The following is a 21,170-nucleotide window of genomic DNA, read 5'->3' as shown; positions in this document are numbered from 1 at the left end:
AATAAAAGTGATTGGATTTTAAAAGAGATTGCATTCATTCACCCCCCAAAACCGTACTCAACCTGAACATTGGTAAGTACATGGATACCAAAATAACTCCTACAAAGAAACCAATGACCACAATAATCAAGGGTTCCATTATCGTGGACAGCATTTTCGATTTTTGCTGCACTTCCGTCGCGTACTGTTGGTGAAGTTTATCAAAGATGTACTCTGTTTGGTTGGTCTCCTCGGCAACCTTGACCAGAGAGACCAGTTTATTGTCAAAAACCTTGTTCCCTTTCAGACTGTCATGGAGGGCAACCCCTTTCATGATCTTTGCTTCCATGGTACTTAATGCATCCTGCAATGGAACAAAATCTATCATTCTTTTGACCATCTGTACACTGTTCAACATAGGAACTTTTGAAGAGGTCAACAGTGCCACGGCTTGGGTGAACTGTGTCAAATAAACTGAGCGTACAAAATTGCCCACATAGGGAACCCTCAACAGCAAATAATCCTTCCTTCGTTTTATATCTTCCCTCTTCAATAAGGGTTTCCTAAGTAATACAAGTGTGGCCAATACCAAAAGTACAAGCAGACCATAACTTTTGATAAAATTTGAAGCCGCGATTATCCAAAGGGTAATGGTAGGTAACTCCACGCCGTTTTGTTTGAAAATATCCTCGAACATGGGAACCACCATGCGGAGCATGAAAACAACCACCAATACCGCGGTGCTCAAAATAATCATGGGATATGTCAAAGCGTTGACCAAATTTCTGCGTTGCTCGTTCTTTTGTTTGAAGAAAGAGGCCAACTCGAAAAATATGGTAGGTAGGTTGCCACTCTCCTCCCCAATTTGTACCGAGTAAAACTCATACTCCGTAAATTCCTTTCTTGATTTCAGAAGCTCTGAAAAACTTGACCCCTTGTCAAGTTCCATGACCATTTGCCCGTAAAATTCCTGGAATTTTTCTTTCTTTTGGTTTTCCTTCAACAGATTTAGGGCCTCACGGAGCTGGACACTCGCCTTTAACAAAATAGCCAGTTCTCCATAGAATTCTTCCTTTTGCTTGTTGTTAAAAAAAGAGCCTAAAAAGGTAATCTCTCTTTTCAATAGATTATCCAAACCCTTTCCAGCGGAAGAATCGGTTGGCTTTTTTTCCAAGGTATATTCTAACTTGAATCCCATCCTATTGGTTCATATGACTGGTCGATGCGTTCCTTTTAAATACGAATATTCGCTGGGACCCTTGGTCTTTAGAAGTAAAAAGATCGAGGGCATCGATTTCCCCGATCATGGCTTTCTTGCCATTAAAGTACCTGTCCAAGGATGTTATCTTAATGGCGAAGGTATCCCTGCCTTTAATTACTTCATCTTCTTGAAAAATATAACTTGTCTCCTTCAACTCATTGGCCATCTGCAGTTCATTTTTGGAAGGATCGAACCAAATCCTATCACTTTGGTTGAAATCGATCCATAGACTTTGGTGCAACAAGTTCAGTTCCGTGTTCCGCTCATAATTGCCCGAGATGCCCTGCATTTGTATCTGCACCAACCGAAGTACACTATATGCCATGCCTACCACCAAGCTGGTGATCAACAGGACCACGAGCATTTCGTTCAACGTGAAGGCCTTTATTTTTTGGTTCATCCTGTTCATTTTACCAAACTGAAAGTGACTTCCTTTTTTGTTGAAAGGTGTTCCGCCGAAAAGTTGACCTTCCCATTGGATTTCCATTCCTGTTCCTCCACTTTGATCTCCCACTCCCCCAACTCATCAAAATAGGGAAGCTCCAATTGTCCATTTTCATATTGGTATTGTAAAAACAACAATTCTTGTCTCACTTCACTTGTATTGCCGGTCATCGTATTGGCAAACAATGCGTTCAACGTCATACTGGCCATCATAAAAACGATCACAATCAATACTGTGGCCACTAAGGTCTCCATCAAGGTGGATGCCTTTATCTTTTTCAGTACAACCATTTCATCACTTGGTTTGCAGGTTTATCCTTAAATACCAGTCCACCATAGGCCAGGGGTAACAGGTTCGCCTCTATCTTCCCTCCGAACAAATGGTTTTGATAGACATTCCCCTTTTCCAGGGTGATGAACGATTGGGTAGTCACACTTCCGTATACATTTCCCTTAAGCTCCAGACTGCCCTGGCAATACACCTCTCCATTGACATTTGCATTTTCCTGGATCTGGATATTTGCACCGTAGCCTTCCAAATCGTTTTCCTCCCAATAAAGTAGCATCCCAGATAGACTGGCACCCGGTTCCATGATCAATGACGGTTCCTGTTGTTTGTTGGCGTTCTTTTCAAATTTTCCCTTCTTCCCCACCGCCAAGACGGAAGGATAACTTAGGTTACCGTTACGGCCCATGGTTATCTGTTTGCTTGCCAGGGCCTGAAAATTGCCCATGGTTCCATCAACAATGTTGATTTGCGGCGCAATCAATACTACATCCCTCAAATTGGCCGTGGGCTGTACGATAATCTCTTCGGATGCCCATACCAAAATGTTCCCCACTAATGATATGTTCTCCAATTCGATAACAGCACCTCGTATGATCTGGGTTTCTTCCTGAAAACTATTTTTAATGATTTCTCCTTTCTTGAAGCTAATGTTATTGCCCTTGGGCAAACCAGTCAATTGACCCAGTTGCCGGGCCACTTCTTGGTACAATTCGGGTAAACGAGAACTGCTTTGTTGTCGCCTACCGTACACCAATTGTGGCTTTGTATATCCGAAACCCTGTATGTTTCCCATTTTTATGCCGCGTTCCGGCAAAAAGGCATCTCCTGAAATCCTGGCAACCCCTGCAATGACCATGGGGCGGTTGTTGTCCTCAAGGTAAAGGGCATATCGGTTTTCATCTCGGAGGCCCACCAGCCCGATCTTGGTAAACTTCAATTTCCCTTTTTTTGAAATCACCTCCCTTTTTTCCAAAAGCCCCCAATAGTCTTTTTGGACACTGGTTTCGATTCCCAATGGGTCTCGTTCAGGAAGCTCCCATGTCATTCCCACTTCGAGGGGTTGGTCAAAAGATGCGCCCATGCCCCTATCAGTGGCCTGGATCATTGCTATGGTGATGTCCGTCTTCTTGTTAAAAAGTGTATGGCTGTGGCTGACCATCACAAAGGCCATTAACAGTACGGCGATGATGGCACCGATAAAGAGGACAAACTGTAGTGCCCCGGCCTTTATTTTTTTCAATTTGGTCATTGGGCACGGGATATGGTTTCGGTGATGCCATTATAACGGACCTTGATATTTTCCCCGTTGCCCGACAGTAATTTTACGCCATCCACTTCCTCCTTTTGGGACATGATGTGCTGTTGTCCATCAATGGACACGAAGAACATGCTGTTCCCTGAATTTGATTGTGAGACCAATCCCGAATACACAATGTTGCGCTTTTGAACCGGTTGCTTTGCAACTTGTTTTTTGATAGGTTTACTTTCCGTTTTGGGCAGCGTTCCCAAAAAGGGATCCCTATAATTGGCCATTAAACTAAAAGTATCTTTCTTGGTCGTGGGTTTGGGTGAAAAAACAACTGGTTTTAATTCTGGCATAGCTTCATCTTCCGGCGACAGGGCCTTGACCACCTTGTATCCGATTAGCCCCCATATGATCAGCACCAGGCCCAAAAGCACATATGTTCTTACATTTTTGCTCAATTGGACACTGTCACATTAAACGTATTGCTTGCACTGCTCTCATTGGTCGGCGACACCAATTGCAGGTTGTTGGGTGGGGGCAAATCCTGGTCCTCGTCCCCGTTCACTTGAAACGCACTCGCGGTATAAGGTGTTTCGTAATCACTGTTGAAGGCTTTGATTCGCCACTCATAGTTGCCGTTGAAAAGGCTTTGTCCTAGTCGGGTAGTCACATAGCCCAACGTATCCACTTCCACAACGCTGTCCAATACCAATTGGGTCGCATTCCCAAAATTAGGCGTGGCTACCTGTATCTGGTACCCCGTGGCTTCGCCCACAGGTTCCCAATTGAAGTTGACGGTGTTGGCCTCCAATATGCTCCCTTCCGTTGGGGCCAAGATCATTACTGTTTGGTCCGAAATATCGGGCACTTACTTCTTATCAATAAAGCGAATCCAAAGGCCTATTGGCTTCAAGTTTATATCGTTCCAACCTTCCTTCCGTTATTTCAAGCTTCAGATAACTCTTCCCAAAACTACCCTTGACCACTTTGACCTTTTCAAGGATATCCTTTAAATCTGTTTGGAGTGATGCTGCCTTTTCCTCCAAATGTTCATACTTGATCCTGGGGACCATTACTTCCCCCTCGAACTTTGGATATGGCTTTGGTGGATTCTTCTCAATCATGTCCTCAAGAAAATCATCCTCTTCCTCATCACTGTCCAATTCTTGATTGAACAAGGCCTGCATCATACCAATGGTAGGAAGTGTCTGGTTCTTTTCAATATCCCTGATAATGGCAATGACAGCATCCGTCCGTTTTCTGTTCTTGATAATTTCTTGGCCAATGCTCTTCTCAAATCTTTCTGACGGCAAAAACCCATGCCACTCAAAAAAGTCCATGACCATATCCAAGGTATGGGAATAACTCTTACCCACTTTTTTGGAAAAAACCTTAAATCTGGATAAAGTCCTTTTCTTTATCCTAACTGCTCTAAAATCATCCATATTTCAAGTTTTAAGGGGTACAATTGTTACAATTCTTTTCAGTGATTACAGGAAACCCCAGCATTATTGTAACAATAAATTTTGCAGTTCCTAAAATCAAAAATTTCCAAAAACCCTTATAAACAGAGCTTTTCCGAAGGAAAATGAATCAATAGCGTCGCTTTAGCGCGCTATCCTCTTGCTATTCCTTCGTCCCGCAAGCGGGACCGAATAAATACAGCATGATTGAAAATCAGCTGCCACATAAATATTCTTTGGTTTGTACGGACTTTTGGAAAGTCAAATCAAATAATCAATGCCGTACGATGGACTTCTAAGAAGCCTTTTAAATATAATCAATTTTATTCATTTAAATGTTGTTCAATACCTGGGGTAAATACAATAGTGATTCCCCCATATAGATTTAGGCAAGGAGAGTTAGGTATTGCTCAATTGTTTTGAGACGTTTCTGATTTGTCCACTCTAAATTTGTAATATATTTCCTAGAAATCAGTTATATCGTAGTAAGAATGTTTATTGAAAATATCTGTACTAACGATTTGCTATCTGCGAGCGTCATTGTGAATAAACGAGTGAAATATAAAAATGAAACTCTATATACTACCAAGTCTTCTATCAATAACACTTTTGATTTTAAGTTGTAAAGAAAGAGCAACAAGTCAAAAAAGTGATGTAGCCGAAAAACAACTCGACGTTAAAAGCTCTTTAGAAACCACCATAGATTCAGTTTCAAATAAAAAAAAGGCGGAAATTCCCCAACGCCGTGATTACAAATATGTAATAGCACGGTCTGGATTAAATTACAGGGATTCACCACAGGGAAAAATTCTGGGTAAATTTCCATTAAACACCCGATTGACAATAATTGAGTATTCAAAAATTACAGACCAAATAAAGGAGGGTGAAAAAATAATCAAAGGTGAATGGGTTGGTGTTCAAAAAGAAAAGGATACTGTATACGTTTTTGATGGACTTTTATCATATTACCTTGTTCAATCTGACATAAAACTATATTCTATTTCTGCCTTCTCTGAAGATACTTATCAAGGAAAAGTAGAAAGAACAAGCACGGCCTTTTTGAATCTATCAGAAACCTATTTTGAAAACACCTACAATGAAAATGGTGATAAAACCAAAACATCAATACTTTCAGAAACAGATTTAACGAAAGACACAATAAGGTTAAATCAAAATCAGAGAAAGAAGCTCATACACCAACTCAAAATTTCCGAATCTGACAAAGTGTTTGTTTATCTAATGAAAAAAGACACTGTCTTAAGTTTGGACATTCAAGATTTACCAACAATTGCATGCATGAATATTTATGGCTCAGATAATTATAGTAACCTCGAAGATGCATATGAGTTTGGATTTGATTTTGGCAAAAAAATAACGGAATCAGATAATTTAGTTTACATAGGTAAAGAAGACCCATTTCAATTAGGTGAATTAAGACCAATTGTATGGAAACAAATTGATGATAGTCAATTCCCTGTTAAAAAGAATTTAGAAGAAAGCCATTTTGATATGAGCACTTTCAAGTTTTCGGCAGAAAAGTATAATTACTATTTGCAGAAACCTTTAGAAAGAGCGGCTAGCTACCATTTAGTAATTGTGGATAAAGGCTCAAATTCAATAATATTCAATGAATATTATTATGATAGTGAAGGAACTTATTTGAAGAAATTAAAAATTGAAGGGGATGATAGCGAAACACCACAATCACAATGGACCGGAGATTTATTAAAAAACAAAGCTACTGTTATTTTTGGATTTTTGGGTTTTAGTTTTGGATGTCCATCAATAACCGTTTTGGATGAAACCGAACCAGCAATAAGAATTCTCTGTGACAATAGGCATTAAAAGAACGAGCGCATAATTATAATATTTAAGCACTGCATATATGGGCTGTTATAGCTAAATAAAAGACCAATGATACCAGATAATTCTTCTAAAAAATGACTAAAGACTACTTACAAAATTCAATTACGGAATCTCACCAACTTAACATCATTAATAAACAAATTGAGAATTGGGATTACAAAGAGGTTAATGGGAAGGGACTGTTTAAAAAATACACTGGACATTATGCTTATATAGAACTTTCAATAACTCCATCTGTTGAAGATTTTCGTAGGAATTGGGTAATTTGGAATGTTAAAGAAAAACAATTGCCGGTTCAACTTGGGCATAAACCCGTGGTGGAAAAAGTATTGTCATTTTTCATAGACTATCTTTCAGCTATTAAAGGAAAAAGAATTCAACTTACAATTGAAATTAAGGATGGGTGTTATCATCCCGTTGATACTAAAGCTAGGGATTTTGAAACGGCAACGATTTATGCATTAATCAATGCATTTGATAAAAAGGCTAGGGTGATTGGTCTGGATGATTTTGAATTTATTGAAAAACTAAAGCTAGACGCAATTGCAAAACAATCCAAAAACAAGTGACCACAACAATGTTTAAATGTTATAGCCGTTTAGGATAAAAAATAAATATCGGTACCTAACCCCAAATTCATGACTTAAATCCTAACCAGATCAATGCCCTAACCATCAGCCATAATTTTATGAAACAATTAGACACCTTTAGACTAAAATTAAAAAGATATAATATCCATTTTCAGTACAATGAGAATTTGAACCAAATTGAAATTGGAAAATCATTGAACAATAATCGAAAATTAATTCTGGGCATTGTTTTATTGTCCGTCGGATTAGTACTTTTCATAGTTGCAACAGGCTTGCTCTTAGATATAGGCCCTAGTAGTAAGTTGACAAAAAAACTATTCTTATTGATCCCAATAGGGGTAATGTATCTAGGCGGCGCAGAAATATTCAAATACATAAAACTGAAAAAAAATAACAAAAGAAAAATAATAAGTCCTACTTCTATTATTATTCAGGAAGGCGAAGAAACCCATATTAAAAAAGAACAGATTTCTGATTTGGATTATTTCATTGAAAATGTAGAGGATACGGGAGAACCGGTTGGATCATTATATTTATTGACTAAACCTTCGAATGAGAAAATCATTCTTTTAACATTGTACGACAAAGATTATAAGTACTTAAAAAATGATTTAATCTTTCTAAAAGATAGTATTAAAGAATATATGGGTTTATAAATTATTGCTTAAACGAGCTATTAGCTATTTAGTTCCTAGAGATAAATAGTCAACCCATCTTCAAATCTTTGATTTTCTCATTGCTTCATACTTGCAATAAGATTCTGCATATCCTCCCCTATCTTATGTTCCAATACCCTTGCATAGATTTGGGTAGTGGACAATTTGGTGTGGCCGAGCATTTTTGAGACGGTTTCAATAGGAACTCCATTGGACAAGGTTACCGTAGTTGCAAAAGTGTGTCTGGCTGTATGGAAAGTCACTTTCTTGTAAATCTTACAATCCTTGCAGATTTCTTTTAAGTAATAATTGACCTTTTGATTACTGTAAACAGGTAGTAGGACTTTCATCACTTTTCTTTCCGGTGAATCTTTATATTTATTAATGATCTCCTTTGCCTGTGGAAGTAACGGGATTTTGAGTTTCTCGTCTGTCTTTATCCTTTTTGTAAACAACCAGTCGTTACCGTCTATTCCCTTAAGAACATGGTCAGGTGTCAATGCCTTCAGGTCAATATAGGATAGGCCAGTATAGCACGAGAAAAGAAACACATCCTTGCATTTCTCAACCCCTTCCTTTGTGAATGTGGTTTCTTCAATCAACCTCAATTCCCGTTTTGTCAAATATTCCCGTTCGGTTTTCTCAAAACGTAGTTTATAGTTTTCAAAAGGGTCTTTTGTTATCCAATCCAACCGAACGGCCAACCTTGACATTTTCTTAAGCCGTTCCATATGTTTCATGGCCCCGTTATTGGTGCATTTGGTTCGCGTAGATGGCCTGTATTTTCTTAGGTACTGTTCAAAGTCCGATATAAAACGGTAGTTCAATTTTTTGAGTTTTATATCCTCCATCCCATATTCTTCTTTTAAAAATAGGCCCACGCATCGTTCTGTGATGTGGTAATTCTTTCTTGTTCCCGGACGTAAAGAAGTGTGCATGGTTCCATTGTGGTAGGCAATCAATTGTTTCAATGTTTTTCCGCCCTCATCTTCCCCAAAAAATCTTGCTTTGATAGATAGTGGAGTGATTACTTTTTCTTCCGCCATCATCAATCTATGGGCCTCATGTAGTCCTGTATAAATTTGGTCCAGGTACTTGTTCAGGGAAATCACATAACTGGAAAAACCCTTGCCCCTTTTACGGTTATTGTCCCATAAATTGGCCTTTATTTCCCGATTTATGCTAAAATCGGTGCGTTCACCATCGATGGTAATCCTACAGTAAACTATAAGATTCTCAGAATGAATCCTGTGTTTCCTAGTAAAGAAATTAATTGTTAAACGATTGTTTTTCTGCATGTTGCAACGTTTTAAACTGTTAATACTGCGAAAGTCAAAACACAAGCAAAATGCTTCAAGAAGTCATCTAAAATTACAACATAAAGTGTAATATTCTGCTCCCGATAAGAACACCCTTTATATGATTTTAGATGGTTTTAATTGATTTTAGATGATATGCCTAAAAACACAAAACACTGAAAATCATAAGATTAACAGTGTTTTGATTTTACTTAAATAAGGTAAGTCGGGATGACTGACCTCTTGAAGAGGCGCTAACCCATTAATATCCAGAATATTATGTCGATTTTCCCAAAATAGGACATCCCATAGGACATCTTCGTGTGAAATAATGATTTTCACAACGTAAATATCGATATTTAAAATCAAACCACACCATCTTGTTTTATTTAATTTTAAATCAAAATAGACAAAGGAATTTTTGTGAGTTCAAAATCTCATCACAAACAAGATGAGTATCTATTCGCCCTATCGACAAGCAGATATAATAAGAACTTTGATTGTCATTTTTAAACTAGCTGTATAAATTACAAGATTTAGATTTTTGCCACCGGTGTTCCAGCCAAGCCATTACTGGTCCACCTTACATGATTGACACAATCAAGTTTAGAGGTTTTGATTGCAGTGATACCTGAATCTTGCGATGTTTTCAATACTACCAATGACCATGCCTATACCGAAGTTGTGTAGAAAAATCCAATAAACTTATACAACCCGAATAGGATTAAGGTAACCCCAACCCTATTCGAACCATTTAATATATTCTTCTGGACATTCCTTTATTTCTTGGTCAAATGATATCCAGCCGATTCAACAGCAGAAGTGATTTCCTCTTCCGTGGCACTTGTAGTCTGTACGGTCAACAATTTGTCTTGGGAGGCAAAGTCAACAGACCAATCGGTCACGCCATCCACCTTATCCAAAAATGGTTTTACGGTATTGGCACACCCACTGCACTTAATATTTGATTTGAATTGTAATGTACTCATGTTCATCGATTTTAAATTAGAAAATTACTATAGTTTAATCGTTTTAAGCCTCAAACTGTTCAATACGACCGATACACTGCTAAAGGCCATAGCGGCACCAGCGATCATCGGATCTAACAAAAATCCATTGATCGGATACAGCAGCCCTGCAGCTATAGGAATTCCAATGATATTGTATATAAAGGCCCAAAAAAGATTTTGCCTTATACCTATAACGGTCTTATGGGAGAGCTTCAACGCTTTGGGAATGGCATTTAAATCAGAGGTGATCAAGGTCATTTTCGCGACATCCATGGCAATGTCGGACCCTTTGCCCATCGCGATACTGACATCTGCTTGGGCAAGTGCCTGCGAATCATTGATACCATCGCCCACCATGGCGACCACCTTTCCACTTTCTTGAAGCCTTTTCACAAAATCAGCTTTCTCTGATGGGAGCACTTCGGCTTCATAGCTTTTGATACCCACCTGTTGTGATACGGCTTCGGCGGTCATCTTGTTATCACCGGTCATCATGTAAACTTCCATACCATTCCCCTGCATTTCCCGTATGGCTTCCTTTGAGGATTCCTTTATACTATCCATAATGGCCAAAATCGCCTTCACCTTGCCTCCACCGCCAAAGTATATGACCGTTTTGGCTTCCTGCTCTAACCCTTCGACCATGTGCCCCAGGTTGTCATCCATGGCGATTCCTTTTTCGACCATCAACTTATGATTGCCCACAAGGTATTGGGTTCCATCCAATGCCTCAGCGCGAACACCTTTTCCTGTAATACTATTGAAGTTCAAAATTTCGACCGGATTTACCTTTCTATTTTTTAAAAAGGAGACCACGGCTTCAGCCAAGGGATGTTCGGACTGTCCTTCCATGGCATATAAAATTTGCTCCAGGGCCCTGTGATCGGTCACATGGTCCGCAAAGACCATATCGGTCACCACTGGCTTTCCTTCTGTTATGGTTCCCGTTTTATCCAGGACAATGGCATTTACTTTGTAACCCAACTCCAAACTTTCCGCATCTTTGATGAGGATATTGTGTTCGGCCCCCTTGCCGATTCCCACCATGATGGCCGTGGGGGTTGCCAAACCCAGCGCACAGGGACAAGCTATTACCAATACGGCAACTGCGGTCAACAGTGCATGGGTAAAAGCGTCCTCACCTCCCAGGAACATCCAGGTGATAAATGTCACCAGTGAAATCGTCATTACCACGGGAACAAAAATACCGGCAATCCTGTCCACCAATTTTTGTACGGGCGCTTTGCTCCCCTGTGCTTCCTGCACCATCTTGATGATCTGGGACAAAAGGGTCTCCCCTCCCACCCGGTCAGCTACAAACTGAAAGCTTCCTTTTTGGTTTACGGTACCGGCAAAAACTTTTTCATCCTTTGTCTTTTCTACAGGGACGGGTTCGCCTGTGATCATACTTTCATCAACATAGGAACTTCCTTTGGACACCGTTCCATCCACAGGGATTTTCTCTCCCGGTCTAACCAAAATCGTTTGACCTACCTTAACCGAAGAAATAGGGATTTCCCTTTCCTCCCCATCTGCTATCACCTTTAAGGTCTTGGGCTGCAACCCTATCAATTTCTTTATGGCGGAGGATGTATTTGATTTCGCCTTTTCTTCCAATAATTTCCCCAATGAAATAAAGGTGATGATCACTGTGGCCGCCTCATAATATACATGGGGTTCCATGCCTTTACTGAGCCAAAATTCAGGAAAAAAGGTATTGAATGCACTGAACAAAAAGGCAATGCCCGTACTGAGTGCGACCAAGGTATCCATATTGGCCTTACCGAATCTGGCCTGTTTGAAGGCATTTATGAAAAAGTTTCGGCCAAACCAGAACAGGATAGGAACGGCAAGTACCAATGAAATCCACCTACCCGGGACCCAATCCATAAAAAACATCCCCAGAAGGAAAATGGGAAGTGTCAAAATAGCGGACCAAAGGGTTCGCTTTTTTATGGATACATAATGCTTTTTCGAAAGCTCTTCCTGTACTTCGGTAGGATCCTCGGCATCCACAATTATATCATAACCGATTTGACGTACCGCATTTTGAAGATCGCTTAGGTCCATAGCACTGTCATACTCCACAAGGACCGTACTGTTGGCAAAGTTGACACTGGCATTGTAGACCCCTTCCGTATGGCCCAGCATGGATTCCACGCTGGATGCACAGGCAGCACAGGTCATTCCAGTGACCGGGAAAGATTTTTTTGACACCGTCTTCGCTTTCCTTTCGGTGTCCTCAATAATATCGATTGCATCCATTTTCTACTCCAATTTGTATGGTACAAATTTCAGAATAGACCTAAAATGGACTGTTACGTTATTTACTGAAAGAGTTGTAGAATTTTCCGAAAAATCAACTTTTATCTTTCCTCGTCAAGTACTTATAATTGGTGAGTGGTTTATAGAATTCGGCAACATCTATGAAATCAGGTTCGCCCACGTCAATCTTTTTTGGAGAATTTGCCCCGATCAGTTTAGAATATATTCGATAGGACAAACCATTGTAGTGAACTTGGGGCAAAACAAGAACATTGGTAGTAAATAATCGCCTCTCATTCGGCCAGATTCTTTGTTTCTTCCCTAAGAGATCCCTCGAATTTAGGAATAGGCCGCTTTTCTTTTCCTGCTTCGGTTTCCACTATTCCATTTTCCTTGATGTCGTTTATCAACCACTGCATTTCCATTATCTCCCTGCGTTGTGCCTTGATAATTTCATTGGCAAGCTCCCGTACCCTGACATCTTTTATTTGAGAACGTTCACTGGTCAAAATAGCAATGGAATGATGGGGTATCATTCCTTCCATGTAGTCGACTCCTGATACGGTAACCTGACTCCTGACCAGCCATATCCCACCTGCAATCAACAAAACACCCAAGGCTAATATTGACATGTTCTTGCGTCGGTCTTTATACATCTGTAGCATATATAGCAGCATAATAATGATCATCGATCCCCCCATGATCAAAGTCATGAAAAATCTAGTCTCACTATACCAAAAGTGATCAATGATTTGATATGAGTGGGTGTACATTAAAAAAAACATGGCGACCATTGAAGTACCAATCATCGCAAAAAACTTTAAATAATTATTGGATTTTCTTTGACTATCTTCCATTGTGCAAATTTTATCTGGTTATTGTGATTATTCCTTGACTTTCGAGTATTGTATTGTTCCATTCCAATTGTAGGCCTGACAATTTATCTGTCCCAGTTATCGTATATCGGTTCAATTGGCTTTGTTCATCGATTGTATTTTATAATGACCCCCCTTATTTTCCAATGCTTTTTGTAGCTTTTCAAGGCGGACCTCAAATTGCGACTCCACTGTAGCTTCTGCGTTTTTTAGATCGACCGCTACATCGGCTACACCGGCCACATTGAAAAGAGTTTCTTCAACGTGCCCCCTACAGCCATCACAAGTCATTCCTTCTATTTGGTATCTTCTTTTCATGTTGTGATCATTTTTTATTTTAACAATTTTACACCTAGAATCAACAATGTTGGTTCCAACACGTATGGGAAAAGTAACACTTTCTGTATAAGGGCATTGTTTGAAAAAAAACAAACCTTGACCCATTTGCGAAGAAAGGTGTTTTTTAAATAGCGTTTAGGAGGCTGGTTCCTTGGGAAGGTATTGCGACCTTAACGATAGAGGTTAAATATCATCAAGCGATATTCTATTTTGAATGGCACTTTTCTTAAATTGTGTAGGTGTCATTCCAGTTACTTTTTTAAATTGGTTGCTTAAATAGGCAACGCTGCTATAGTCCAATTGAAACGCTATTTCTTTTAAGCCCAATTCATCATAAACAAGAAACTCTTTAATCTTTTCAATCTTTTGGTTGATGATATATTGCTCCAGGGTAATGCTTTCCACCGCGGAAAACAGCGAACTAAGATACTTATAGTCAAGATGCAATCCATCGGAAAGGTATTCGGGCCATTTGACCTTTTCCATGGGTCCGGTGTAGTGTATCGCCTCAATCACTAGGTTTTTGATCTGTTCTATCAACTGACCTTTACGATCGTTGATGATCGTAAATCCAATTTTCTCAAGTCGTTCGTTGAGACCTTCCCGTTTTTCAGGCGTGATTTTCCCATTGAGGGTTATTTCACCCAACGACACATTCATATAGGGAATGCCCTCATCGTCCAAAATACCTTTGACGGCCATGATGCATCTCGGACAGACCATGTTTTTGATGTACAACACATCTTTCGATTTACTGGACCCAACTTCCATATCATGCAGTGAATTTCCACAGGGCCTTCAAAAAAATGACGACCACTGCCAATATAACGATCAGCATCAAGGCCAATATGCCAAGGATTTTCATTCTTTTTTCCTTTCTTTTCTTGGCCTTATCCCGTTTCTTTTTCGCCAGCCCCCTTTTTTTCTTTCGTCTTTGCCTCCTAAGTTCGCTCATTTTTCCAAAAATGGTTCAACTGGCACAATAGTCAACTATTTGCTCCTAAGGAGTCCTTTGCCAAATAATATGTCAATGTGTTTGAACTATCGCCTTTTCCATAATTTTCTGATCGTTGGTGAGCTGACATACCACAACAAGAATCCGCTCAAAACGGTAATCAATCCCATCAGGGAAAAAATCCGTAAAACCATGGTGTTAAAATCGTCCCGTCCCTCATAGTCCATAGTATGGGTCATCCACAAAAAATCGAACCATCTCCAGGACCGATGCCTTACACGTTGAAACGACCCATCGGTCTCTGAGACATACGCTTTAAGGTTTTCATCCGTTTCATAGGTGATCACATAGGCCGGTAATGGACGTCCACGATACTCGTGCTGCCCACCTGTTTGGGTGAGTCTTTCAACACTTTTGACCTTAAGTTCGGGCAACATATACTGTGAAGCAACGGCTAAGGCCTGTTGTTCATCGATACCCTTTTTGATCTCCCCCGTTTGTGCATCCATCAAAACCCCGCCATTGATCCAATAATAGGGACTTCCCCCTATATTTCTCATTTCCAAAGATTTGATTTTAACGTTCCCGTGTCCATTGGGAGCAATTAAATTCCCAAATTCTGACTGGTCCGGATGCTCCTTGATGAATTGATCTCCATGGATCTCGTCAATGTCCGTCCAACTAAAATATAGTCCACTGATGGTCCACATTAGGAACTGGATCCCAATAAATAGGCCAAGATATCTATGTATCTTTCTGACCTTCATCGATGTTTTTCTTCCGACCATTAGTTCTTCCCGTTGTTCCGTGAGGAGTTATGCATCTTTACAATTTTCCAATCCCCATCCGTTTTTTTAAGGATGGTGGTGGCAACCCCTTTTCTGCTGATCGTTTTGCCCTCACCTCCATTTTCCGATTTTAGGCCAATGGTATAGACATAGCTTTCCGTAGTAAAGGCAAAGGGTAGCTCCACCTTCACTTCAATGGTATAATCCGAAAACCTAAAACTGTTGAAATGTCCAAGTTCTGGACCTATATGATGGTCGAGATAATGTTGATAGGTGCCTTCCACGCCCCCGGATTCAAAAACTTCGGAATCTTTCGCAAAAAGCTCCAAGGTGCCTTCCGTGGTCAAATTTTGCAGTGCTTCCTTGTAGCTTTCCATTATCCGCAGCACAGCGGCCCTGTCCTGGTCTAGGTTTTCCTTGTTAGGGTTTGTTTGGCCAAAGCTTGTCCCTGTGAGAAATACGGCCATTAGAAAAATCTGTAAAGTAATACGTTTCATTGGTTTGTTTTAACATTGTTTAGGTTAGTATATATTGTATGATAAAGGCTCCCAGGACAATCGAAATGACGATCCCATATAGGATATGGGCCAACCATTTTTTTAAAATGGCCTTTTTCGGCTGCACAGGTCCATTGTCACGACAACAATCTTTCATCCTTTTTTTCCATTAGTGCCTGACAAGGGAAGGGAACGATTAACTAACTAACTCACCAACCAATCAACTTTGGGTGTTCCCCTCCCTTTCAGGACTTTATTTCCTCATTCATAGTAACCGGACATGACCAACAACAATAGCAATATCGTTTGTCCCGGTTTTAGGGTAATTTCCATGTCATTTTCAATTATCCAATTCTTCCATTAGATCATTTACCAAGGTCAATATCCGTTCTTTCTCTTCCACCGATAATTTTGCATCCTTATGGATCAGGGTATAGGAAGATAGGGGCATCTTATCGTCTTCGATCTGACTTGCGATGGACTTTAGTTTGCTCCTTTTTCTTCGATCCGAATAGTCGCCCCATTCATTGAAATTGAGTTCTTCCTTTCCCTCTTTTATGTGTTCTTCCAAAAACCAGGCGATGGGTTGGACCTTATTGTACCACGGGTATTGGGTGTTGTTACTGTGGCAATCATAGCAAGATACCCGCAAATCGTGTTCGATATCCTTGGCAACCTGGTTCACCGACATGAAGTCCGTATCGGGAACCACATCGCTCAAGTTGGGATCTGTGGGCACAAACTGGATGCCCACAAATCCCAACAGCACTACCAATACTATGATTTTCAGTACTTTCATTTAATTGATTTCCTTTTGCACCTTACCACAGGTCAACATCTTACTTCCAAAAAATGGATTCTGGATTTCGCTACTTGCGCTGAGCCACGTTCCTCCTTGGTTGTTGTTGTACATGGGGCAGAATTGTTGGTACAAGGTTTTGGAAGTCCCGGTTATGGCAATAAAATCGACCATATCCTTGCCCAGTCCCTCAAAGTGTTCCCGTTGGTGACCGATATCACTTTTGGCGATATGCTCCCCATGTTCCTTGGCCACTTCAATGATATCGGACAGCTCCTTCTGTTGCTGTTCATCGTATCCGCTGATATCAAAGCTGCCCAAGGCACTGGCCAAGGCTTGGCCCGATTTGGCCGCTTCATCCTTATTGTCCGCCACCAGGGCATCCTTCAGTTGGAGGTAGCTATCGATCACAGATGTGCCCTGTGCATCGGACGAACCCATATCATGGTCCATGGTCCCGTGGTCCATTTCCCCCGCAGAGCTCTCATGGTGATGGCCCTCTTCCGTTCCCATCTCCATATGGGCTCCTTCCTTGTCATTTGTTTCCTTCTTACCGTCCTTACAGGAAATCACGGTAACGGTCAATAGCGCAATGGCAATTGTACTTAATGTAACTGTTGTTCTTTTCATTGTAATTGATTTTAAGATTAATTCCTGATTTTGATTGCCCGGGGTCGGCATATTTGTATTATCCCCCATTATTGTTACTATTTTAATTTTTTCATCTAATTTTCCATTTCTCCCACGCAAGCACTCTACCCTTATTCTTCCTCGACCGTACGCTTTTTCCCCAAAAACAATCGTTCCCCGAAAAAAATAAGCACCATCAATACCAGGGCAACAATGACCACCAAAAGATCACTACCGGCCTTTGACCAAATAAAGGCGCCCAACACCAGTACATCCAGCACAAGGGCCGTAATGAGGATAATGGGATTTGCACCGATTTCCTTTCGTAGATTTTTTAGGACCCCCCAATGGATCCCGATATCCATGATCAAATAAAAGATGGCCCCCAATGCAGCGATCCGGCTCAGATCGAACAACATGGTGAGCCCTATGGCAATCACCACGGTATACACCAACATATGTTTCTGTATGTCCCCGGGAATCCCAAAATGTCGATGTGGTATCAATTCCTTTTCAGTGAGCATGGTGGTCATCCGGGAAACGGCAAAAATGCTGGCAACGACCCCGGAAACGGTGGATATGATCGCCAGACCAACGGTGAACCAGACCCCATATTTTCCAAAAGCGGGTCTGGATGCCTCGGCCAGCGAATAGTCCTTGGCCGCAATGATTTCCTGGATGGAAAGATTGGAAGAGACCGCAAATGCCACCATGAGATAGACCAGGGTACATATCACCAAAGAAATGACAATGGCCCGTCCCACGTTACGTTTGGGATCGACGATCTCATCCCCACTATTGGTAATGGTGGTAAAACCCTTATAGGCCAATATCGACAGTGCCAATGCCCCCAAATAATCCACCAGGGAATGCTCGGTCAAGGACTGGGAAGGAACGACCTGATCAAAGGTAAATCCAGCTGCCCAAAGGCCACCAATGGCAAAAACCGCTATCCCGCCGATTTTTAGTATGGCCATGACCAAGGACGATCCCCCGATAGCTTTGTTTCCCATCACATTGACAATAAAGGCTGTGATCAACAACAATACCCCAAGGATCGGGGGCCAGAATCCTTTCGACTCCACATCAAAAAGCTCCAATACGTAGGTCCCGAACGTCCGGGCCACCAAACTCTCATTGATGACCATGGAAAGGGCCATCAGCAGTGCACCGGTAGCGGTCCAGGCCGTTTTACCGTAAACCTTTTTGAGGTACATGCCAATGCCCCCGGCAGAGGGGTAGGTATTGGACATTTTGACATAGGTGTAGGAACTGAAACCTGAGATGACTGCCCCGATTAAAAAAGCAAAGGGAAACCATTGGCCGGAGAGTTCGGCAACCTGACCCAAGAGCGCAAAAATTCCCGCACCGATCATCACACCGGTTCCCAAAGCAATGGTATTGGTCAGACTCAGGCTATTTTTTTTGTATTCTGCCATTTAAAAACGGGCTAGCAGGCCTCCGCCCCAACCATATCGGTTGTTGTAATTGGCCTGGATTGAAAAATTACGTGAAAGGATATAGGAGGCCCCTACCAGCCATTGGGTCTCACTTTCATAGGATGAATTCCCCAAATCGTTGACCCATCCAAAATCGGCCCGAAATTCATATTCCCCCTCGAGGAAAATCCTGGGAAAAAGCAATAGTTCCCTATCCAACCTTATTCTTGGACGCAGCTGGTGGTCCATACTCACATCCATATTAAAGCGGTATGGGGTAAAATACTTGACCCCTATCAGTCCCACTGTATTGAAACGGTCATAGGAATCAGGGATGGAGGTTTCCGTGTTTACCCCTGCATAGACCCGTACCCAGTCATTGAGATACCTGTTATAATTGACTTCCACCTCGGCATTTTGGTCGTAGTCAAATTCTGCCCGTACCCCAAATTCATTCCTGATATTACTTGAAACAAGGAAGAGTTCATTAAAATTGGAACCCAATCTGGCAGCACCCCAAGCATAATAATGGTCAGTTTCATCTACCAACTTTTGAACAGGAAAATCCTTCATCCTCAGATCCCTTGGGGTATCATAACTGAAAACCCTGGCCATGCCCCCCATCATGTGGTAGAGGATATGACAGTGGAAAAACCAATCCCCGTACTCTTCATTATAAAATTCGATGACCACTTTCTGCATGGGCGGCACATTGACCGTATGTTTCAAGGGTGACTTTTCACCATTCTCATTGATGACCCTGAAATAATGCCCATGGAGGTGCATCGGATGGTGCATCATGGTCAGGTTGTTGAGGGTGATCCGGGTTACTTCCCCACCTTTGATCTTGATCTTATCGGTTTCTGAAAGTGGCACACCGTTCATACTCCAGATATACCGTTGCATATTTCCCGTCAGGTTCAACAGAATGTCATTGACGGGCAGATCGGCATTATAGGTAGTACTTTCCTTTGCTTTTAAGAAGTCATAGTTGAAATACGTTTTACGGGTATCGTAATCAAAAGCTGAAGTGTCTTTCTGCATCATTGGCATAGTCTGAACCATAGGGTTTTCCATCTTGTCCTTATGTCCGGTGGATTTCATTGACGTTGAATCCTTTTCCATTCCTGCCATATCCCCCATCTTTTTATCCATCTCCATGTGCCTATGATCTTCATTCGCATTCATAGGCCTTTTATCATCCATCTTCGCAATGGGTTTATCCTTTTGACCGCTCATTTCGGTCTTATCCATCGACATCCCATTGTGCATACCCATATCCATGCTGCCATCCTTCATGTCCATCTGCATCCCATACTTTTGCATCAAATATTCGGGTGTATTTTTCTTCTTGTTGCCGGCCATTGCCGGAGCTCCCATTTTCATGTCCATTTGGGCCATTTGTTTCATCATCGCCACTTTGTCGGGCCTATCGATGGTCGTTGCGGGAAAAAGCGTTCCCTGCCCTAAATGCAACGAGGTATGCCCGGAGCCGTCCTGTGCCGTGGCCGTTACCTCCAAAGTGCCTTCAGGAACGGTCACGATGACATCATAGGTCTCGGCAATGCCAAAAAGAAAACGACTTTTGGAAACAGGCTCCACATCGACACCATCCCCGGAAACCACCATGGGGTTACCGCCACCGAAATCCATCCAATAATAGGTGGAGGCAGAGGCATTGACGAACCGGAGCCGCACTTTTTCCCCTGGTTTGAAATCAGGGTATTCGGCCAATGTTTTCCCATTGGTCAAAAATGCGGGGTAGTAGATATCCGCAATATCCGCTCCTTCCATACGATCTCGCCAAAATTTGAGTTGTGCACCTAGTGCACCTTCCTTGATGACCCTGCTCAAGGGCACCGCGGTCCCTTTTTTGACCTGGTACCACTCGTTTCCCCGTTTAAGGTTTCGGAGCACGTTCATGGCCTTTTCGTTCGTCCAATCGGAGAGCACCACGACCAAATCCTTATCGTAGTCCAACGTCTTTTCCTTGGGATGGATCAGTATCGAGCCATACACCCCCTTTTGCTCTTGCAGCATGGTGTGGGAATGGTACCAATAGGTACCTGATTGGTTGATCGGAATCCGATATTGGAAAGTTGTGCCAGGTTCTATGGGCGGTGTGGTCAAATAGGGAACCCCGTCATAAAAATTGGGCAAGATCAATCCATGCCAGTGTACGGAGGTTTCCACATCCATCTTATTGGTCACGTTGATCAGGGCGAAGTCACCCTCGTTGAATTCCAAGACCGGTCCCGGAATACTCCCATTGATGGTCATTGCATCGGCAGTGACCCCACCGAGGGTCAATTTGTTCTGTTCCAGTACAAGATTGTATTCCCGAACGGGTCTACCTTCCTCTTTTCTGTCCTCACCATTTGTCCCCACTTGCCCAAAAACATGGGTCGTCAAGGCAGTTAGGACAAAAAACAAGATTTTAGATTTCAATATTTTCATCATTCATTCATTTACATTTGTTCA

The 21,170-nt window shown here is 41.6% G+C and carries 23 protein-coding genes; 3 read left to right on the top strand and 20 right to left on the bottom strand.

The genetic code is table 11. The features are described from left to right. Positions 1-34: 34 nt before the first annotated feature. The 7 genes from D2U88_RS13630 to D2U88_RS13605 are packed head-to-tail and all read right to left on the bottom strand — an operon-like array spanning position 35 to position 4,664. Positions 35-1,177 carry a type II secretion system F family protein gene (locus D2U88_RS13630; RefSeq protein WP_119641107.1) on the bottom strand — a complete coding sequence of 381 codons (1,143 nt, stop codon included), beginning with the start codon at positions 1,175-1,177 and terminating at the stop codon, positions 35-37. A gap of 1 nt (position 1,178) precedes the next feature. Further along, the gene (locus D2U88_RS13625; protein WP_182859185.1) at positions 1,179-1,640 is read right to left on the bottom strand and encodes a PulJ/GspJ family protein; all 462 of its coding nucleotides are present in this window, start codon (positions 1,638-1,640) and stop codon (positions 1,179-1,181) included. Between the two features lie 5 nt (positions 1,641-1,645). Continuing rightward, complete coding sequence (locus D2U88_RS19415) at positions 1,646-1,975, bottom strand: type II secretion system protein (RefSeq protein WP_147378592.1); 330 nt, start codon at positions 1,973-1,975, stop codon at positions 1,646-1,648. Continuing rightward, positions 1,963-3,222 carry a hypothetical protein gene (locus D2U88_RS13620; protein ID WP_119641105.1) on the bottom strand — a complete coding sequence of 420 codons (1,260 nt, stop codon included), beginning with the start codon at positions 3,220-3,222 and terminating at the stop codon, positions 1,963-1,965. The genes D2U88_RS19415 and D2U88_RS13620 overlap by 13 nt, the downstream gene beginning before the upstream one ends. Continuing rightward, positions 3,219-3,677 carry a hypothetical protein gene (locus D2U88_RS13615; protein ID WP_147378591.1) on the bottom strand — a complete coding sequence of 153 codons (459 nt, stop codon included), beginning with the start codon at positions 3,675-3,677 and terminating at the stop codon, positions 3,219-3,221. Before D2U88_RS13615 ends, D2U88_RS13620 begins: the two co-directional genes overlap by 4 nt. Continuing rightward, a complete protein-coding gene (locus D2U88_RS13610; protein ID WP_147378590.1) occupies positions 3,674-4,054 on the bottom strand; it encodes a hypothetical protein in 381 nt (126 codons plus the stop codon). Before D2U88_RS13610 ends, D2U88_RS13615 begins: the two co-directional genes overlap by 4 nt. 43 nt (positions 4,055-4,097) lie before the next feature. Beyond that, positions 4,098-4,664: a BfmA/BtgA family mobilization protein gene (locus D2U88_RS13605; RefSeq protein WP_119641102.1), complete on the bottom strand. Its 567-nt coding sequence runs from the start codon at positions 4,662-4,664 to the stop codon at positions 4,098-4,100. A 585-nt stretch (positions 4,665-5,249) separates the two neighbouring features. Here D2U88_RS13605 and D2U88_RS13600 point away from each other — a divergent pair. From D2U88_RS13600 to D2U88_RS13590, 3 genes are all read left to right on the top strand, one after another. Next, positions 5,250-6,527, top strand: a complete 1,278-nt coding sequence (locus D2U88_RS13600) for an SH3 domain-containing protein (protein ID WP_119641101.1) — start codon at positions 5,250-5,252, stop codon at positions 6,525-6,527. A gap of 95 nt (positions 6,528-6,622) precedes the next feature. Beyond that, entirely contained in the window at positions 6,623-7,117 is a 495-nt protein-coding gene (locus tag D2U88_RS13595; RefSeq protein ID WP_119641100.1) for a hypothetical protein, read from the top strand. A gap of 119 nt (positions 7,118-7,236) precedes the next feature. After that, on the top strand, positions 7,237-7,794 hold the full coding sequence (locus D2U88_RS13590; protein WP_119641099.1) for a hypothetical protein: 558 nt from the start codon (positions 7,237-7,239) through the stop codon (positions 7,792-7,794). Between the two features lie 77 nt (positions 7,795-7,871). Here D2U88_RS13590 and D2U88_RS13585 read toward each other — a convergent pair whose 3' ends face one another. The 13 genes from D2U88_RS13585 to D2U88_RS13515 all read right to left on the bottom strand — a co-directional run bounded on the left by D2U88_RS13585 (position 7,872) and on the right by D2U88_RS13515 (position 21,146). Continuing rightward, complete coding sequence (locus tag D2U88_RS13585) at positions 7,872-9,092, bottom strand: site-specific integrase (protein ID WP_119641098.1); 1,221 nt, start codon at positions 9,090-9,092, stop codon at positions 7,872-7,874. Between the two features lie 779 nt (positions 9,093-9,871). Further along, the gene (locus tag D2U88_RS13575; protein WP_051947607.1) at positions 9,872-10,081 is read right to left on the bottom strand and encodes a heavy-metal-associated domain-containing protein; all 210 of its coding nucleotides are present in this window, start codon (positions 10,079-10,081) and stop codon (positions 9,872-9,874) included. Between the two features lie 27 nt (positions 10,082-10,108). Then, complete coding sequence (locus D2U88_RS13570) at positions 10,109-12,367, bottom strand: heavy metal translocating P-type ATPase (RefSeq protein WP_119641097.1); 2,259 nt, start codon at positions 12,365-12,367, stop codon at positions 10,109-10,111. Between the two features lie 293 nt (positions 12,368-12,660). Next, positions 12,661-12,999, bottom strand: coding sequence for a DUF305 domain-containing protein (locus tag D2U88_RS19725; RefSeq protein ID WP_235855789.1), 339 nt, complete (start codon positions 12,997-12,999; stop codon positions 12,661-12,663). A gap of 336 nt (positions 13,000-13,335) precedes the next feature. Then, positions 13,336-13,560, bottom strand: a complete 225-nt coding sequence (locus D2U88_RS19570) for a heavy-metal-associated domain-containing protein (protein ID WP_182859184.1) — start codon at positions 13,558-13,560, stop codon at positions 13,336-13,338. Between the two features lie 204 nt (positions 13,561-13,764). Beyond that, the gene (locus tag D2U88_RS13550) at positions 13,765-14,322 is read right to left on the bottom strand and encodes a helix-turn-helix domain-containing protein (RefSeq protein ID WP_313790835.1); all 558 of its coding nucleotides are present in this window, start codon (positions 14,320-14,322) and stop codon (positions 13,765-13,767) included. A gap of 31 nt (positions 14,323-14,353) precedes the next feature. Next, positions 14,354-14,536: a hypothetical protein gene (locus D2U88_RS13545; protein ID WP_119641095.1), complete on the bottom strand. Its 183-nt coding sequence runs from the start codon at positions 14,534-14,536 to the stop codon at positions 14,354-14,356. An 86-nt stretch (positions 14,537-14,622) separates the two neighbouring features. Then, positions 14,623-15,324 carry a PepSY domain-containing protein gene (locus D2U88_RS13540; RefSeq protein ID WP_036385860.1) on the bottom strand — a complete coding sequence of 234 codons (702 nt, stop codon included), beginning with the start codon at positions 15,322-15,324 and terminating at the stop codon, positions 14,623-14,625. Continuing rightward, positions 15,324-15,821, bottom strand: coding sequence for a YybH family protein (locus tag D2U88_RS13535; protein WP_119641094.1), 498 nt, complete (start codon positions 15,819-15,821; stop codon positions 15,324-15,326). The genes D2U88_RS13540 and D2U88_RS13535 overlap by 1 nt, the downstream gene beginning before the upstream one ends. A 340-nt stretch (positions 15,822-16,161) precedes the next feature. Next, positions 16,162-16,620, bottom strand: coding sequence for a heme-binding domain-containing protein (locus D2U88_RS13530; protein ID WP_036385864.1), 459 nt, complete (start codon positions 16,618-16,620; stop codon positions 16,162-16,164). Next, on the bottom strand, positions 16,621-17,250 hold the full coding sequence (locus D2U88_RS13525; RefSeq protein WP_072882340.1) for a DUF3347 domain-containing protein: 630 nt from the start codon (positions 17,248-17,250) through the stop codon (positions 16,621-16,623). Between the two features lie 131 nt (positions 17,251-17,381). Next, positions 17,382-18,689: an APC family permease gene (locus tag D2U88_RS13520; RefSeq protein ID WP_119641093.1), complete on the bottom strand. Its 1,308-nt coding sequence runs from the start codon at positions 18,687-18,689 to the stop codon at positions 17,382-17,384. Continuing rightward, positions 18,690-21,146: a multicopper oxidase domain-containing protein gene (locus tag D2U88_RS13515; RefSeq protein ID WP_036385870.1), complete on the bottom strand. Its 2,457-nt coding sequence runs from the start codon at positions 21,144-21,146 to the stop codon at positions 18,690-18,692. Positions 21,147-21,170 lie beyond the last annotated feature (24 nt).

The organism is Flagellimonas aequoris (genome assembly GCF_003584165.1).
Classification (GTDB): Bacteria; Bacteroidota; Bacteroidia; order Flavobacteriales; family Flavobacteriaceae; genus Flagellimonas; species Flagellimonas aequoris.
The sequence above is the reverse complement of the archived record's forward strand: the minus strand, read 5'-3'. Positions and strand labels throughout refer to the sequence as shown.